Below are 15,210 nucleotides of genomic sequence, written 5' to 3' on the forward strand. Positions count from 1 at the left end.
TGCTCCGCCCGCAAGACACACCGGGCGGAGCGAAGCGACTCTGGGAGACTACGGCCCCGCGCGCGTCACGCCGGGCTGGGTGTCCGGCTCCACGGGCACGAGCTTGCCCAGGTTGAGCGGCGACACCTGCTCCTGGATGAGGAGCGGGTCACCCACGAGCACGATTTGCAGCGTGGCCGGGTCCAGGTACTTCTCGGCCGCGCGCTGCACGTCCGCGGCGGTGGCGGTGCGCAGCCCCTCCACGGTGCGGTTGAACTCGTCCATGGGCCGGCGCTTGCGGAACAGCTGCGACGCGCTGGAGCCCAGGCCCTCCACCGACTCGAAGGCGCCGGGGAAGGCGCGGATGAGGCCCTCGCGCGCGGCCTCCAGCTCCTTCTCGGTGATGGGCCGCGACTTCAGCCCCGTCACCTCACCCATCGCCTCCTTCACCGCGGGCCCCGTCACGTCCGAGCGCACCGACGCATACGACGTGAGCGGCCCCACGCCCAGCCGCGGATCCAGGCTGGCACCCGCGCCGTAGCTGTAGCCCTTGTCCTCGCGCAGGTTCATGTTGAGCCGGCTGCCGAAGAAGCCACCGAACACGGTGGTGGCCAGCTCCAGCGAGAACTCGTCCGGGTTGCCCGCGGCGATGGCCGGCCGACCCATGATGACCACCGTCTGGTCCAGGCCCGGCTTGGGCACCACGTGCACCTGCTCGCGGTTCACGAGCTTCGGCGTGGGCGGCGCGGCCGGCAGCGTGGCCTGCGACTTCCAGGTGCCGAAGTGCTTCTTGGCGTAGGCCACCGCCTCGTCCAGCGTGACGTCGCCCGTCATCACCAGCGCCGCGGCGGCCGGGCCGACGTGCTTCTTGTAGAAGCCCTGCACGTCCTCCAGCGACAGCGCCTGCACGGTGTCCGGCATGCCCGCCGCGGAGTGCCCGTACGGGTGCGCGCTGCCGAAGGCGGACGACAGGAAGACAATCTGCCCCAGCGCGGTGGGCTGTCCCAGCCGGCGCACCAGGTCCGCCAGCTGCTGCTTCTTCCTGCGCTCGAAGGCCTTGGGCGCGAAGGTGGGCCGCAGCGTCACGTCCGACAAGAGCCCCAGCGCCGCGTCCACGTTGCGCGTCAGCACGCGCACGCCCACCTGGGCGCCGTCCGCGGCGACATCCTGGAAGGGGGACACGCCCAAATCACCAAAGGCGTTGTCCAGCGCCACGGTGTCGCGGGTGCCCGCGCCCTCCAGCAGCATGCGGTACGTCAGGTCCGCCAGGCCCTGCTTGCCCGCGGGGTCCTGCGCGCTGCCCGCCGCGAAGGTGATGCCCGCGAACACCAGCGGCAGCTCGCGCCGGGTGCTCACCAGCACGGTGAGCCCGTTGTCGAGCGTGGCCTTCTGGAAGCTGGGCAGCACCAGCTCCGGCGGCTTGCCCGGCTCGGGCTTCGTCGCGCGGAAGGACTCGGCGTCCGCCGGTGCCGTGGGCTGCGTGGCCTGGGGGGGGGTGGCCGGGTTCTCGCTGGCGGCGGGCTTCTGCTGGCTGGCGCAGCCGGCGAGGGAGACGGTGACGAGGGTGGTGATGAGGCGGCGCATCAGCGGCGCTCCTTCGGTTCGACGGGTGCCTGCTTCCGGGCGGGCGGCACGGCGTGGAGGATGACGCGTGAATCAGGGCTCAGGGTCTCTTTGGCGAACTGCTTCACCGCCTCCGGCGTCACCGTCTCGTAGCGCGACAAATCCTGCGCCACGTAGCTGGGCTCGCCGACGAAGTGGTTGTAGCTCTGGAGCACGTCCGCCTTGCCGCCGAAGCCGCCGATGGACTGCAGCCCCGCGAGCGTGCGCGTGTCGAAGCGGGTGCGCGCGCGCTGAATCTCCTCGGCCGAGATTCCGTTCTTGCGCACGTCCTCCAGCACCGCGTCCACTTCCTTCTGGAGCGTGTCCGTGGACACGCCGGGCCGGGCCACCACGTTGAGCGTGAAGACCGACTGCGCGCCCTGGCTCTGCTGCGTCACGTCCACGCTCTGCGCCAGCTGCTTGTCCAGCACGAGGCGGCGGTACAGCCGGCTGGCCTTGCCCGTGCCCAGGGCCGTGGCGAGCACGTCCGCGGTGGCGTCGCCCTGCTCGAAGTACGCGGGCGTCAGCCACTGCATGGAGAGCAGCGGCAGCTGCGCGATGCGCTCCTCGTGGCGGATGACCACGGGCTTGGTGAGCTTCACCGGCGCGACGGTGGGCCGCGTGGGCTTGGGGTGGCTGGGCAGCGAGCCGAAGTACTTCTCGATGAGGGCCTTCGTCTTCGCCACGTCGAAGTCACCCACGACGGCGAGCGTGGCGTTGGAGGGCGCGTACCACTTGCGGAAGAAGTCCTTCACGTCGTCCAGCGTGGCGGCGTCCAGGTCCTTCATCGAGCCGATGACGTCCCCGTGGTACGGGTGCGGCAGCGGGAACAGCGCGTGCCACGCGGCCTCGCGGGCCAGACCGTACGGCGCGGCCTCGGTGCCCTGGCGGCGCTCGTTCTTCACGACCTCCTTCTGGGTGGCCAGCTTCTCGGGCGTCATCGCATCGAGCAGGAAGCCCATGCGGTCGCTCTCCAGCCAGAGGGCGGTCTCCAGGTGGTGGGTGGGCACCGTCTCGAAGTAGTTGGTGCGGTCGAAGCTGGTGGTGCCGTTGAGGTCGGTGGCGCCCAGTTGCTCCAGCATGGAGATGTGCACGTCGTCGGCCACGTTGCGCGAGCCCTGGAACATCATGTGCTCGAACAGGTGGGCGAAGCCGGTGCGGCCGGGCTGCTCGTGGTAGGCGCCCACGTGGTACCAGACGTTGACGGAGACGACGGGCAGCTTGCGGTCCACGGACAGGATGACCTCCAGTCCGTTGGGCAGGGTGTATTTCTCGTAGGGGATGGCGAGCGCTTCGCGCCCGGGCTCCAACGGCTTCGCCTCTTGAGGGGATTGGGCGAGCGCCGGGAGCCCGAACAGGACGAGGGCTGCGGCGACGAGGGCCTTCATTCGGGACAAGGTTCCTCCGGGGGCTTTTCGTGCCAGGAAATCACCTCTCGCGCTTAGCACGCGTGCCTCGGGGCGTGGGCAAGGAATGACCGGGGGAATGGGGGGAGGGCCGCAACTGTTGAGGGCCGCGCTCGGGCGGGGCGAGGTGCGGCGTGACTCGTGGCCGCGCTGTCCGGCCCGTCGTGTCACACTGGGGCCATGGTCTCCTCCGTCGGTGTCGTGCCCCGCTGCGCGGTCCATCCCGAGGAGGAAGCGGGGGCGACCTGTCAGCGCTGTGGCGCGTTCACCTGTGACACGTGCGCGACGTGGGTGATGGGCGTGCTGTATTGCGCCACCTGCGCGGCCCGGCCGGAGGTGAACTACCTGGAGGTCTTCCGCCAGGAGCGCTGGGGCCAGCGTGACGCGAATGCGTGGACGGTGGCGGGCGGCACGCTGCTGCTCGTCGGCCTGGCGGCGCTGGCCATGTACCTGGAGGAGTGGAGGCTGGTGCCGTTGCTGCTCGGCGCCGTGGGCGTGGGCGTGGCGTTCTTCCTGGGACAGTCGTGGGCGAGGCCGGGCCTGGTGCTCACGCCCGTCGTCGGAGGGCTCTGGGCCACGTCGCTGTATGGCCCGGGAGCGCTGGTGGCCGCGTTCCTGATGTTCATCTCCTCGCTGCAGATCTTCCTCGACACGCGCACCCGGCTCTTCTTCCGCGTGGAGGTGTCCGAGAAGGACCTGCGGCGGCTGTGGAACCTCCAGGTGAACAACCCGCTGGCGAGGCATGCCTTGTCCGCGGGGATTTCGTCGGTGTTCTTCCCGTTGATGGTGCCCATGGCGTTGGTGCTCGGCGTCCTCGGCCTGCGGGCGGTGGATGCCAATGCGAGGCCGCCCATCGGGCGCAGGGGGCAGGCGCTGGCGGGCATCGCGCTGGGGCTGGGCGCGATTGCGCTGTGGGGGCTGGTGCTGTGGCGGCCGGTGTTGCAGGTCGTGTTCGACCGGTTGTTCGCCGACTGGCCCTGAGGGAGCGGGCGCGCCATGCGTCCGGGCCCTGGCATGTCGCCCCGGCGAAGGGCGGAGGTCCCGTGTCGTCCTCTCCGCCGGTGGTCACGGTGAGGGAGAAGGGAGGGCTACGACATGGCGAATGAAACCGAGGGGCAACAGCAGCAGGCGGACAGGCGTGCGAGCGAGGAGCTGCGCGCGAAGCGGCACGAGTCGAGGACGTCGCGCACGTATGCGTTCTTCCTCCGCGACCTGGAGGCGAGGGCGGGCGTCGACCGGGCGCTCGCGGAGCGGGCGGCGGAGTCGGTGCTCTGTACGCTGGAGCAACGACTGATGGGCGGGGAGGTGAAGCACCTGGAGGCGCAGCTTCCCCAGAAGGTCCGGGACATGCTGCAGCGGTGCCCGCGTCACGAGGGCCTGCCTCCTCGCAAGTTCAAGATGCTGGAGTTCGTGCAGATGGTCGCGGACGACCTGGACACCACGCCGAACGAGGCGGAGCGGCTGTGCCGTGCCGTGTTCGTCACGGTGCGCGAGCACATCTCCGAGGGCGAGGCCGATGACGTGATGGGCCAGCTCCCCGCGGACCTGCGAGCGCTGTGGATTCCGGACGTCTGAGGGGCCAAGGGCTACGGCTTCGCGAGCAGTGACGAGGCCAGTCGACGGAGGTCCTCGGAGTCATCGCGCGCGGCCACGTCGCGAAGCAGCTCGGGGGCCAGGGGCTCCACGGTGAGCACCTGGCCCAGCATCCGCACCAGCTCGGCGCGGACGCGGGGCTCGGGCTCCGTGCGCAGGCACTGCGCCACCGTGCGCAGATGCGGGCCCAAGACGCGCTGGGAAATCACGGCGGCGGCCTGCTCGCGGACAGCGGCGTCCTTGTCCGTCAGGAGGACCTCGTCCAGCAGGGACTCCACGCTCGCGCCCTTCATGGCGCCAAGGGCCCGAGCCGCCGCGGCGCGCACCTCGGGCGAGGTGTTCGCGAGCGACTTGCGAGCGTAGCCTTCTCCTCGGGACGAGCCTGTCTGGGCCAGCACGTGCAGACACTCCCGTGCGTCCAGTCGACTGGCTTCACAGCGACGAAGCAATCCATCGAGGAGCTCGGCGGCGCGGGCAGGCTCGGTGCGCTCGAGGCCTCGCGCCACGGCGCCGAACGCCTGTCCCACCGCGTCCTTCAACGCGGGCTCCGTCGTCATCCCCACGGCCTGGGCGAGTGCCCGAGCGAGCTCGCGGGAAGGCCGCTCCACCCTTCCCGCCGTCGCGGTCACGTCCCGCGCCAACGCGTGGGTCAGCTCCGGTGAGAGGGGCTCCCGCTTCGCCAGGGCGCGTGCCAGCATCTGAATCAACTTCGACGAGGGTGGCTCCACGCCTCCACCATCTGGTGGAACAGGCCGGGAGGTCTCCGGCGCGGAGAGCACCTCGGCGCTCCACCGCGCGGCATGGAAGTCCTTCAGCGTGCTCGCCGCGCGCTGCTCCGAGCCCAGGCGTGTCATCGCCACCCGCGTCTCCAGGCGCACCAGCGGCAGCCCCGTCGCGCCACCTCCGGACTCCACCACGTCCGAGCCCGTCACCTCGCGCACGAGCCCGTCCGCGTCGAGCGTGAAGTCCCAGTGCCCTCGTGGCCTCGGAACGACGAGCCCCGGCCCACGAGGTCCCGAGGGCGCCCACACGGGCACCGTCGTGCGCAGGTAGCGCCGCTTCGTCTTCACGTACGTGTGGGCGCTGCCTCCCGCGCGGTACTCCGCCTCGAAGTCGCCCGTGGTGTCCTCCTCCTCCGCGGTCCACGCGCGCCCCTCCTCCGCCACGAACTGGGTCGCCGCCACCAGCCGCCGCATGAAGCCTCGGGCCCGCGCACCCACCGACGGGTCGAAGTGCACGGCCACCACCCGTCCGCGCGCGTCCTGCGTCACGTACACGGGTCGCTCGAAGCTGGCGCGGAAGTCGCGCAGCGCTCCCTCCACGAGCGGCTCCGCGTCCACCACCCACGTGGGCTTCACCCGCGCCACGAAGAAGTGCTGCCCACCCTCCGTGCCCGCGTAGGCCACGGCGACCTCTCCGCTCCAACCGGAGTGGCGCCAGGTGCGCCCCGCCTCCGCGCCGGGGAGCTGCTCCGCCGTCCGCGTGTCCAGGTCGAAGCGGTAGCGGTGCGTCAGCCCCGCCTTCAGCAACCGCCGCGCCCCCTTCACCCCGAACGGGATGACGGGCGGCGTCAGCACGGGCGGCGGTGGAAAGCGCGGTGCGGGCGGGACGGGCGCGAGCGAGGGCCGCGCACGGGGCGCGTCCCTGGCGGACTCGAGACTCCACAGCCCCACCACCGCCAGCACGGCGAGCAGGGTCAGCAGGCCTTTGAGTCGAGGGGTCACGGCACCTGGGATACGGGCGCGCGGCCCGTTCCTGGTCGTACCGTGTGTGGGATGCGGTGGCCGACGGTGGGTGGGCGCTCAGTGCCCGCCGAGCCGCAGCTCCAGCTCCGCCAGCTCGCGCTTCACGGTGGGGTCCGACTCACGCAGGCCCTCCACCTTGCGCACCGCGGAGATGACCGTCGAGTGGTCCTTGCTGAAGCGCGACGCGATTTCAGGGAAGGAGCTCTTGGTCAGCTTGCGGCTCAGGTACATGGCCACCTGCCGCGCGTGCGCCAGGGCCTTGTGACGGCGGTCCTCCTTCAGCGACTCCACGGTGACCTTGTAGAAGCGGGCCACCTCGCGCTGGATGGCCTCCACGTCCACCACGTGCTGGGCGGGGAGGATGTCGCGGAGGACCTCGGCGGCGAACTCCTCCGTCACCGGCTGGCGCGTCAGGCTGTGCACCGCGGACAGCTTCACCAGCGCGCCCTCGAGCTCGCGCACGTTCTTCTGGATGTGCTTGGCGATGAAGTGCGCCACGGAGTCCGGCAGGTCCAGGTTCTCCGCCACCGCCTTCTTCTGGAGGATGGCCACGCGCGTCTCGTACGTGGGCTCGCGGATGTCCGTCATCAGGCCCATGGTGAAGCGGCTGCGCAGCCGCTCCTCCAGGCCCGGAATCTCCGCGGGCACCGTGTCACTCGTGAGGACGATGGCCTTGCCCAGCTCGTAGAGCGTGTTGAAGGTGTAGAAGAACTCCTTCTGCGTCTCCTCGCGCTTGCCCAGGAACTGGATGTCGTCGATGAGCAGCACGTCGCACTCCTCCCGGAACTTGCGCCGGAAGTCGGTCATGCGGTGCTCGCGCACGCTCTCCACGTACTCGTTGGTGAACTGCTCGCTGGAGAGGAACACCACGCGCTGCGAGGGGTCCTTCTCCCAGATGTGGTTGCCCACCGCCTGGAGCAGGTGCGTCTTCCCCAGGCCCGTGCCGCCGTAGATGTAGAGCGGGTTGTAGTGGTGACCCGGCTTGTCCGACACCGCCTGCGCCGCGGCCGCCGGCAGCTGGTTGCTGTCCGCCACCACGAAGGTGCTGAACGTAAAGCGGCCGTTGAGGCGCGAGGGCCGGCCCACATTGACCTTCACGGTGGGTGTGGGCGGGAACTGGGGGTCGGGGACGAGTCCCTCGACGACTTCATAGGTCACGGAGGACAGGCCGTCGCCCATCCGGGCCAGGTGTCCCTCGAGCAATCCGCGGTAGTGGTCGTCCACCCAGTCGCGGAAGAAGCGGTCGGGGACACCCAGCACGAGGGCGCTGTCTCGGACCTCCAGCGCGCGCACCCGGTCCAACCACTGGAGCGCGTACTGACGGCCCTCCTGACGGATGGCCTCCAGCAACTTGTTCCAGAGAATTCCAGCACTTGGAAGGGGGGCGGAGGCCTGGGCGAGGGCGTTCAAGTGTGTCTCAACCGTGCAAAGCGGGCGGGACTGCGAGCGTCCGGCGGTGCTAACAGAGGGGTCCAGGTGGATCAAGCTATCGACCCAAAGTGGCGCCGCTGAAGGATCTTTTCCGGACCTCACGAATCGGCAACGGACGTGCCGGGTCAGGGCCGTTGTGGAGATCCGCTCCCCTCCCCCCAACCGCTGGGGCTCCGCCTGCGTGGGTTGACTGGGAGTACGGAACGCAAAACGCCCGGAGCCCCGTCACGGCTCCTTCAAGTGGTGCGCGCGGATCCGCTCCCGGGTTGATCGAACGGAGGCGTGCTCGGCCGCTCCAGATGGATCCACCCGGGCGGGCGGTCGCTCCCGGGAGGATTCGGAGGCCTGGAATCCGTTCCCTGGATCTGGAAAATGGGGGCGGTCCTGGTGGTCCTCCGTTGACTTACCCCGGAAATGGGGTTACGGACCCGGCCCTTTCCCTAGTTCAGGTCGCGCCGAAGCCGTAGGAGGCGCCACCCCTCATCAAGGAGTTCGAGCCGTGTCCAAGCGCACGTATCAGCCGTCGAAGCTGCGCCGCAACCGCACCCACGGGTTCCGCAAGCGCAATGGAACCAAGTCCGGCCGCGATGTCCTCAAGCGCCGCCGCGCGAAGGGCCGCAAGCGGCTGGTCGTGTCGGCCGCGAAGAAGTAAGCGAGTCCGCGTGTGAGGGCTGAGGGTGCGACGCCGGGCCGAGAGGGCCCGGCAGACCAGCGCTTCCCCAAGGCCCTTCGCCTGCTCAGCAGGCGTGAGTTCCTCGAGGTGCAGGACGGCGGGCAGAAGCTCCCTTCCGACTGCCTCCTCGCCCTCTACAAGCGCAATGGCCGGGCGTACTCCCGTGTTGGCCTCACCGTGTCGAGCAAGGTGGGAAACGCGGTGGTGCGAGCGCGCCTGAGGCGTGTGCTGCGGGAGCTGTTCCGCAAGCGGCGCACGCAATGGCCCCAGGGCCTGGACGTAGTGTTGGTGGCGCGCTCATCCGCGAAGGAAGCCTCTTTCGTGGCGCTGTCGCGCGCCTTCGACGGTGTCACCCGTAAGCTGCAGCGGCTCCCGCCGGCCGCCGAGCCGAAGCCGAAGGAGCCTCCCCGATGAGCCCGCTCGCCTTCGTCATCTCGCTGCCCATCCGGTTCTACCGGAGGTTCCTGGGGCCGCTGCTCCCGAAGGTGTGCCGCTTCCATCCCTCGTGCTCCACCTACGCCATGGAGGCGCTGGAAAAGCATGGAGGGTTCAAGGGTTCCTGGCTCACCGTGTGGCGCCTGATGCGCTGCCAGCCCTTCCACCCCGGTGGCATCGACCCGGTGCCCTGACGGGGTCTTCACCCCTTGCCGCACCCTCCCCCGCGGGGAGGGACACTTATGAACGATCCGCTCTCGCCCCAGTCGAACGACTCCCAGAAGCGGCTGCTGGTCGCCCTGCTGCTCTCCTTCGCGGTCACCGCCGGATGGATGTTCCTGTTCCCGCCCCCGCCGGCCGCCCCTGGCGCCGATGACGCGGGTGTGGCGGCCGCAGGCACGCAGGACGCTGGCACCCCCGCACAGGCCGCGCAGCCTCCCTCCGGTGAAGGCACGCCTCCCCCGGGCGGCACCGTCGCCGAGGCCACCCCGCCCCCGCCCGCGAAGCAGGTGGACTCGCACCGCAAGGAGTCCGTGTACCGGTTCTCCTCCGTGGGCGCGGGCCTGACGTCCGCCGAGCTGCAGGGCGTGAAGATGCGCGAGCAGCACTCGCTGACCCTGGCCCAGGGCTACCAGCAGCTGCTCGGCAAGGAGGTGCCTCCCGCGCCGCAGATGAACCTGGCGCAGCCGGTGCCCAACCAGCCCTTGCCCCTGTCCGTCACCATCGAGGGCCAGAGCCCCCTGGGCGCCGGCGTCCCCTACGCCGTCGACGAGAAGACGGGCGGCGACGTGGAGTCCCTCACCTTCACCGGCCGCCAGGGTCCGTGGGAGGTGGTGAAGGTGCTGCAGTGGCCGAAGGAGGGCTTCGAGCTCACGTACACCATCCAGGTGAAGAACACGTCGGGCCAGGCGCAGAACGGCGAGCTCTTGGTGCACTACGGCCGCGCCATCGACCCGAACTTCGAGCACGCGCCGTCGTTCTTCGGCGGCGTGGGCAACCTGAGCCGCTCCGCGTGCTGGGTGGATGACAAGCTCCACAACATGAACCCGGGCGACGACGCGCTCGACGCGGAGAAGAGCAAGGGTCAGATTCACTACTTCGGCATCAACCAGCAGTACTTCCTGTCGGCGCTCTATCCGCTGGAGGGCCCCCGCCCCGGCCGCTGCATCCTCGCCGCCACGCCCACCGCGCGTCAGGTCTCCGTGGCCTTCCCGCTGAGCGCAGCCGCGGGTGAGACGGTGACGCTGAAGCTCGGCGGCTACCTGGGCCCCAAGGACCCGGACCTGATGGCCGTGGTGCCCGGGCCGGAGCTGCGCAAGGCCGTGGGCCTGGGTGAGGCGACCTTCCACCCGAAGCTCGAGGACACCGTCGACTTCGGCATCTGGGCCGTCATCTGCAAGATCCTCCTGGGCATCATGAAGTTCTTCCACGGCCTCACCGGCAACTGGGGCGTGGCCATCATCCTGCTGACCGTGGTGGTGAAGCTGGTGCTGCTGCCGCTCACCTACCGCTCCATGGTCAGCATGGAAGAGGTGAAGAAGCTCCAGCCGCGCATGGACGAGATTCGCAAGAAGTTCGCGGACAACCGCGAGCAGCAGAACCTCGAAATCATGAAGCTGTACCAGGAGGCGAAGGTGAACCCGCTCGGCGGCTGCCTCCCGCTGCTCATCCAGATGCCGGTCTGGATCGCCCTCTTCACGGCGCTGCGCAACAGCTTCGACCTGTACGGCGAGCCCTTCTTCGGCCCCATCTGGCGGGACCTGACCTACAAGGACCCCACGTACCTGCTGCCCCTGGCGCTGGGCGTGTCGATGATCATCACCCAGAAGATGCAGCCGCAGATGATGGATGCGACCCAGGCGAAGATCATGACCTGGTTCGTGCCCGGCATCTTCACGCTGACGCTGCTGCAGTACCCGGCGGGTCTGTCGCTCTACATCTTCACCAACAACATCTTCTCCATCGCGCAGCAGTACGGGTTGAGGAAGTGGTTGGACCGCAACAAGCCGCAGGCCGGTGGGGGTACGCCGGCGGTGGCGACAGCGGGAGGAAAGCGCAAGTGAGCGAGCAGCCGGTTTCCCAGCAGGCTCCCGTTGCCGGGGGCGCGGATTTGCGCCCCCGCGTGGAGAAGCTCCTCGGTGACATCCTGGGCCTGATGGGCTTCCCGGCCCGCCTGGACATGCAGGACGCGGCGGACGGCAGCCTGTCCGTCGCGCTGCACTTCGAAGCGGGGCCTCCGCCCGGCGTCGAGCAGGGCCGCCGCAGCCAGGTGCTGGATTCGCTCCAGTTCCTGCTCAACAAGATGCTGCACCGCCCGGGCGTCGACCGGCGCTGGGTGGTGTTGGGCTGTGGCTCGCACCCGGAGCCCCGGCAGCGTCGCGAGCCGCAGCAGCCGCAGGCCGCCGCGGAGAAGGCCCCCGCGCAGCAGGCGGCGGCTCCGGCGCCCAAGGCGCAGGCGGCGCAGCCTCCCCCTCCCGCCAAGCAGCAGGCGCAGCGTGGGGCGGACAAGCAGGCTCCGGCGCAACGTGGGGCGGCGCCCAAGGCGCAGGCGGACGGGGACGAGCGGACGCTGGCGGTCGAAGAGGATGCCGCGCTGCGAGAGGCGGTCCGCAAGCTCGCGGAGAAGTCCGCCAGCCTGGGGCGCTTCTACGCGCTCGCCGCGATGAAGCAGGACGACCGCGCGCGGGTGCTGAAGGCGGTAGAAGGAGTGGTGGGGTTGAAGGTCGCGGCCGAGGGTGAGGGCCGCAACCGCCGAGTGGTGTTCACGCCGGAGAAGCCCGCGCCGCTGCCCAAGCGGAGCCTGCTGCCGGACGATGACGAGGACGACTTCGACGAGTGAGGGCGTGCATGGGCAAGGCGAAGGGTCTCAAGGACAAGCTGTACGGCGCGGCGGTGCTGAAGATGAGCTTCCGCCTGCGCGGCGATGAGGAGTCCCCCGCCTTCCGCTTCGTCTACCCGGGCGTGCTCCGGGACCTGGACATCGAGGACGCGGCCGTGGAGAAGTACATCGAGGAGAACCGCGAGGCCGTCGAGAAGGCCGCCCGTGGCTCCACGCCCCCGATGGGGCCTCGGTAGGTCTGGCTCGAGCGCTGCCGGGGATGCGAGTCCCCGTCAGCGTGCCGAACGGCCGCCGGTTTTCCGCTGACATGACGTCCGTCTCCCCCACCATCGTCGCCCTGGCCACCGCGCCCACCGCGGGGGCCGTGGGCATCCTCCGGTTGTCGGGTCCCGCCGCGCTGGAAGTGGGCCGTCGGCTGGCGCCGGGCATCCCCGCGGAGCTGACGCCGCGCCACGCGTACCTCGCGGCCTTCGTGGACGCGGCAGGGCGGGCGCTGGACGAGGGGCTCTTCCTGTACTTCCGCGGGCCGGCGTCGTTCACGGGCGAGGACGTGGTGGAGCTGCAGGCGCATGGGAGTCCGCGTCTGTTGCAGCTCCTGCTGGCGCGCGCGCTGGAGGATGGGCTCGCGCGGCTGGCGACGCCGGGGGAGTTCACCCGGCGGGCGTTCCTCAACGGGCGCATCGACCTGACGCGCGCGGAGGCGGTGGCGGACCTGGTGGCCGCGGACTCGGAGTCCGCCGTGCGCGCGGCCGCGGCTGGGTTGTCCGGGGCGCTGAGTGAGCGGGTTCGTGCGTTGGAGGAGCCGCTGCGCGCGCTGCACGCGGACCTGGAGGGCGTGCTCAACTTCCCGGACGAGGCCGAGGGCGCGGACGAGGACGCGGGTTCGCGCGTCCAGGCACTGCGTGCGCAGGCGGACGCGCTGATGGCCGAGGCGGGCCATGGCCGACTGGTGCGACGTGGCGCGCGCGTGGCGCTGTTCGGGCCGGTGAACGCGGGCAAGTCCACGCTGTTCAACCGGCTGGTGGGCGAGGCGCGTGCGCTCGTGGACGACGAGCCCGGGACGACGCGCGATGCGCTGGAGGCCCGTGTCGAGTGGAGCGGCCTGGGCGTGACGTTGTTCGACACCGCGGGCCTGCGCGAGACGCCGGGGCGCGTGGAAGCGCTCGGCATCGCGCGCACGCGGGAGCTGCTCTCGGGCGTGGACCTGGCGGTGCTCGTGCTTCCGCCGGGGACGGCCGAGGCCGATGCGGAGCGCTGGCTCGCGGAGACCGGTGCCACGCCCGTGCTGCGCGTCGACGGCAAGTGCGATGTCGAGGCGCGGTCCTCGGCGATGCCCGAGGTGCGCGTCGTGGATGCGCGCTCGGACGATTCGAGGTCCACGTCACCGGGCACCCCACCCCGCCTCCGCGTCAGCGGACTCACGGGCGAGGGCGTGGACACCCTGCGTGAAGCGCTCCTCTCACGACTGTGGGGCGGCGGCACGCCCTCGGCGGTCGCCCTCGTGTCCGAGCGTCACGCCGATGCCCTGCGTCGCGCCTCCGAGGCGCTGTCCCGCGCGGAAGCCGCGTCGCGCCTGTCCACCCTGGAGGTCGTCTCCGGCGAGGTGGCCCTGTCCCTGGAAGCCCTCGGTGAAGTGTCCGGAACCTCCGCTTCCGAGGCGCTCATCGACGCAATCTTCCAGCGGTTCTGCATCGGAAAGTGACGCGCCGTCGCACGGCCCAGGCCGTGTCAGACCCCTCCCTAGAATGCCGCCCTCAACCGCCGCACTTTCGGAGGCGCTGTGACGGAAGGCATCATCCACCTGGCGAACCACTCCATGCTCCAGGCCCTGCCCGCGGGCTGGGTCGGAGAGATACTGGACGAGGAGCTCGTGGCTTCTCCCAGGCTGACGCCCGCTCAAACCCGCGCTGCCTTCATGCTGGGCGTGGAGCTGGGTGAGCAACTCGACCGGCGCCGGGGTGGCAGCGGACGCTGGTGCTTCCTGCGCGCCCCCGAGCTGCGCCTGGGGCCCGACGTGCTCGTACCCGATGTGGCGGGTTGGCGTCGCGACCGGGTGTCGTCCCCCCTCGACCCGGACGTGCCCTTCCTCACCCTGGCGCCGGACTGGGTCTGCGAGGTGCTCGCCCCGTCCACCGTCGCCCTGGACCGCACGCGCAAGCTGCCCCTCTACGCGCGCCAGGGCGTCTCCCACGTCTGGCTGGTGGACCCGGCCGCGCGCACGCTGGAGACCTACCAGCGCGTCAAGCGAGGCTGGCTCCTCACCGGCTGCTACGACTCGGACGCGCTCGTGCGCGCCGAGCCCTTCACCTCCGCCCCCGTGGAGCTCGAGTCGCTGTGGCTCCCCGAGTCCTCCCTGGGCAACGTCTCCGCGATGCTCTCCGCGGTGCCGTGAGGTCCGCGCGCCTCAGCTGGCGCGCCTGAGAAACGTGGCGTCGACGGGCGCACTGGCCAGTCGACGCACCGTCCTGAGCAGCAGCTCCGCGTCCACGGGCGCGGCCACGAAGCCCCGCGCTCCCACCGCCTGCGCCCGGGGCAGGTCCACCTCGGGCGTCTTGCCCGCGGCCACCACCTGGGCGCCCACCCTCCGGCCCAGCGCCTCCAGCGACGGCAGCGGCGCCACCACCACCTGCGCCTCGCTCGACGCCAGGAGATCCTCGGTGCTCGCCACCCGCGCGGTGAAGCCCGCCCCCGTCAGCACCCGCACCAGCCCCGACGCCGCCTGAGCGCCCCAGCCGTACACCAGCACCTGCGCCAGCGCCTCCGCGGGCGCCGCCGTCACCACGGGCAGCTTCGTCTGGGACGGCGTGCGAGGCCGGGGCACCGCCGCCACCACGGGCCGGGGCCGCGCCGTCTCCTCCTCCAGCGAGGACAACAAGGGCAGCTCACCCTCGGAGGGCACCACCGGCGGCGCCATGTTCGTCAGCTCCGCCATGCTGCCGCTGAGCACCATGGGCATCTGCTCGTCCGCCTCCGGCAGGGAGAAGCCCTCCATGCCAGGACGACGGGGCGCGTTCTCCGTCTCACCCCGGTACATCCGGCCGATGGCGCGGCGGATGGATGCGTCCGTGGCCAGCCTCGCCACCACCCGCGTCCGCCCCGTCACGCTCTTCACCGCGTCCACCGACGCCAGGCTCGCCGGCGCGGCGATGGCCACCACCAGCGTGTCCCGGGGAGCGTGTCCCTCCAGCCGCAGCGGCACCACGCGGTGTGTCTCCGCCACGCGCTCCGGAATCAGGCGCGCCAGGGCCGCCTCGGGAGGCTGCGCGTCCAGGTCCACCGTCTGCATCCCCACCTGCTCCGCCAGCGCCTCCAACACCTGCCGCGCCGTGCAGAAGCGCTGGTCCACCACCACCTGCCCGAGCGGAACCCCCCACTTGCGCTGGTATGCCAACGCGGAGTGGAGCTGCAGCGCATCCATCATCCCGCGCTCGAGCAGGATGTCCCCCAGTCGCTTCTTCATGATGCCTTGCTCCTCAGGCCCCCCACGGCGGCCCCCTGCCCCTGGGA

Annotated in this window: 15 protein-coding genes; 10 read left to right on the top strand and 5 right to left on the bottom strand. The window is 70.8% G+C overall.

Annotated elements, in window-relative coordinates; genetic code table 11:
• Positions 1-48 precede the first annotated feature (48 nt).
• Both K8640_RS25840 and K8640_RS25845 read right to left on the bottom strand, forming a co-directional pair.
• A complete protein-coding gene (locus K8640_RS25840; protein WP_223749500.1) occupies positions 49-1,563 on the bottom strand; it encodes an insulinase family protein in 1,515 nt (504 codons plus the stop codon).
• On the bottom strand, positions 1,563-2,969 hold the full coding sequence (locus K8640_RS25845) for a pitrilysin family protein (RefSeq protein WP_223749501.1): 1,407 nt from the start codon (positions 2,967-2,969) through the stop codon (positions 1,563-1,565). Before K8640_RS25845 ends, K8640_RS25840 begins: the two co-directional genes overlap by 1 nt.
• Before the next feature lie 198 nt (positions 2,970-3,167).
• Here K8640_RS25845 and K8640_RS25850 point away from each other — a divergent pair, with 198 nt between their 5' ends.
• On the top strand, positions 3,168-3,968 hold the full coding sequence (locus tag K8640_RS25850) for a B-box zinc finger protein (RefSeq protein WP_223749502.1): 801 nt from the start codon (positions 3,168-3,170) through the stop codon (positions 3,966-3,968).
• Positions 3,969-4,082: 114 nt separating this feature from the next.
• Positions 4,083-4,562 (top strand): DUF2267 domain-containing protein, encoded by a 480-nt coding sequence (locus K8640_RS25855; protein WP_223749503.1) that lies wholly within the window; start codon positions 4,083-4,085, stop codon positions 4,560-4,562.
• A gap of 11 nt (positions 4,563-4,573) precedes the next feature.
• Here K8640_RS25855 and K8640_RS43240 read toward each other — a convergent pair whose 3' ends face one another.
• Together K8640_RS43240 and dnaA are read right to left on the bottom strand one after the other, a co-directional pair.
• Positions 4,574-6,304, bottom strand: coding sequence for a HEAT repeat domain-containing protein (locus K8640_RS43240; protein ID WP_223749504.1), 1,731 nt, complete (start codon positions 6,302-6,304; stop codon positions 4,574-4,576).
• 78 nt (positions 6,305-6,382) lie between these two features.
• Entirely contained in the window at positions 6,383-7,735 is a 1,353-nt protein-coding gene (gene dnaA / locus K8640_RS25865) for a chromosomal replication initiator protein DnaA (protein ID WP_223749505.1), read from the bottom strand.
• 520 nt (positions 7,736-8,255) lie between these two features.
• On the opposite strand from dnaA, the gene rpmH reads away from it, so the two are divergent.
• From rpmH to K8640_RS25905, 8 genes are all read left to right on the top strand, one after another.
• Positions 8,256-8,408, top strand: coding sequence for a 50S ribosomal protein L34 (rpmH, locus tag K8640_RS25870; protein WP_015353655.1), 153 nt, complete (start codon positions 8,256-8,258; stop codon positions 8,406-8,408).
• Between the two features lie 12 nt (positions 8,409-8,420).
• Positions 8,421-8,843, top strand: a complete 423-nt coding sequence (rnpA, locus tag K8640_RS25875) for a ribonuclease P protein component (RefSeq protein ID WP_046717247.1) — start codon at positions 8,421-8,423, stop codon at positions 8,841-8,843.
• A complete protein-coding gene (gene yidD / locus K8640_RS25880; RefSeq protein ID WP_046717246.1) occupies positions 8,840-9,058 on the top strand; it encodes a membrane protein insertion efficiency factor YidD in 219 nt (72 codons plus the stop codon). The genes rnpA and yidD overlap by 4 nt, the downstream gene beginning before the upstream one ends.
• A gap of 48 nt (positions 9,059-9,106) precedes the next feature.
• A complete protein-coding gene (gene yidC, locus K8640_RS25885; protein WP_223749506.1) occupies positions 9,107-10,927 on the top strand; it encodes a membrane protein insertase YidC in 1,821 nt (606 codons plus the stop codon).
• Positions 10,924-11,703, top strand: a complete 780-nt coding sequence (locus K8640_RS25890) for a hypothetical protein (protein WP_223749507.1) — start codon at positions 10,924-10,926, stop codon at positions 11,701-11,703. Before yidC ends, K8640_RS25890 begins: the two co-directional genes overlap by 4 nt.
• An 8-nt stretch (positions 11,704-11,711) precedes the next feature.
• The gene (locus K8640_RS25895; protein WP_015353650.1) at positions 11,712-11,939 is read left to right on the top strand and encodes a hypothetical protein; all 228 of its coding nucleotides are present in this window, start codon (positions 11,712-11,714) and stop codon (positions 11,937-11,939) included.
• 71 nt (positions 11,940-12,010) lie between these two features.
• Positions 12,011-13,405, top strand: coding sequence for a tRNA uridine-5-carboxymethylaminomethyl(34) synthesis GTPase MnmE (gene mnmE, locus K8640_RS25900; RefSeq protein ID WP_223749508.1), 1,395 nt, complete (start codon positions 12,011-12,013; stop codon positions 13,403-13,405).
• 78 nt (positions 13,406-13,483) lie between these two features.
• Positions 13,484-14,095, top strand: coding sequence for a Uma2 family endonuclease (locus K8640_RS25905; RefSeq protein WP_223749509.1), 612 nt, complete (start codon positions 13,484-13,486; stop codon positions 14,093-14,095).
• Between the two features lie 12 nt (positions 14,096-14,107).
• Here the strand turns inward: K8640_RS25905 and K8640_RS25910 are convergent, their stop codons facing one another.
• Complete coding sequence (locus tag K8640_RS25910; RefSeq protein WP_223749510.1) at positions 14,108-15,163, bottom strand: general secretion pathway protein GspE; 1,056 nt, start codon at positions 15,161-15,163, stop codon at positions 14,108-14,110.
• Positions 15,164-15,210: the final 47 nt, after the last annotated feature.

This window comes from Myxococcus sp. XM-1-1-1, from assembly GCF_020037095.1.
GTDB lineage: Bacteria > Myxococcota > Myxococcia > Myxococcales > Myxococcaceae > Myxococcus > Myxococcus fulvus.

Coding starts and splice junctions, on each gene's coding strand:
- K8640_RS25840 (WP_223749500.1), bottom strand. CDS start 1,563: ATGCGCCGCCTCATCACCACCCTCGTCACCGTCTCCCTCGCCGGCTGC.
- K8640_RS25845 (WP_223749501.1), bottom strand. CDS start 2,969: ATGAAGGCCCTCGTCGCCGCAGCCCTCGTCCTGTTCGGGCTCCCGGCG.
- K8640_RS25850 (WP_223749502.1), top strand. CDS start 3,168: ATGGTCTCCTCCGTCGGTGTCGTGCCCCGCTGCGCGGTCCATCCCGAG.
- K8640_RS25855 (WP_223749503.1), top strand. CDS start 4,083: ATGGCGAATGAAACCGAGGGGCAACAGCAGCAGGCGGACAGGCGTGCG.
- yidD (WP_046717246.1), top strand. CDS start 8,840: ATGAGCCCGCTCGCCTTCGTCATCTCGCTGCCCATCCGGTTCTACCGG.
- yidC (WP_223749506.1), top strand. CDS start 9,107: ATGAACGATCCGCTCTCGCCCCAGTCGAACGACTCCCAGAAGCGGCTG.
- K8640_RS25895 (WP_015353650.1), top strand. CDS start 11,712: ATGGGCAAGGCGAAGGGTCTCAAGGACAAGCTGTACGGCGCGGCGGTG.
- mnmE (WP_223749508.1), top strand. CDS start 12,011: ATGACGTCCGTCTCCCCCACCATCGTCGCCCTGGCCACCGCGCCCACC.
- K8640_RS25910 (WP_223749510.1), bottom strand. CDS start 15,163: ATGAAGAAGCGACTGGGGGACATCCTGCTCGAGCGCGGGATGATGGAT.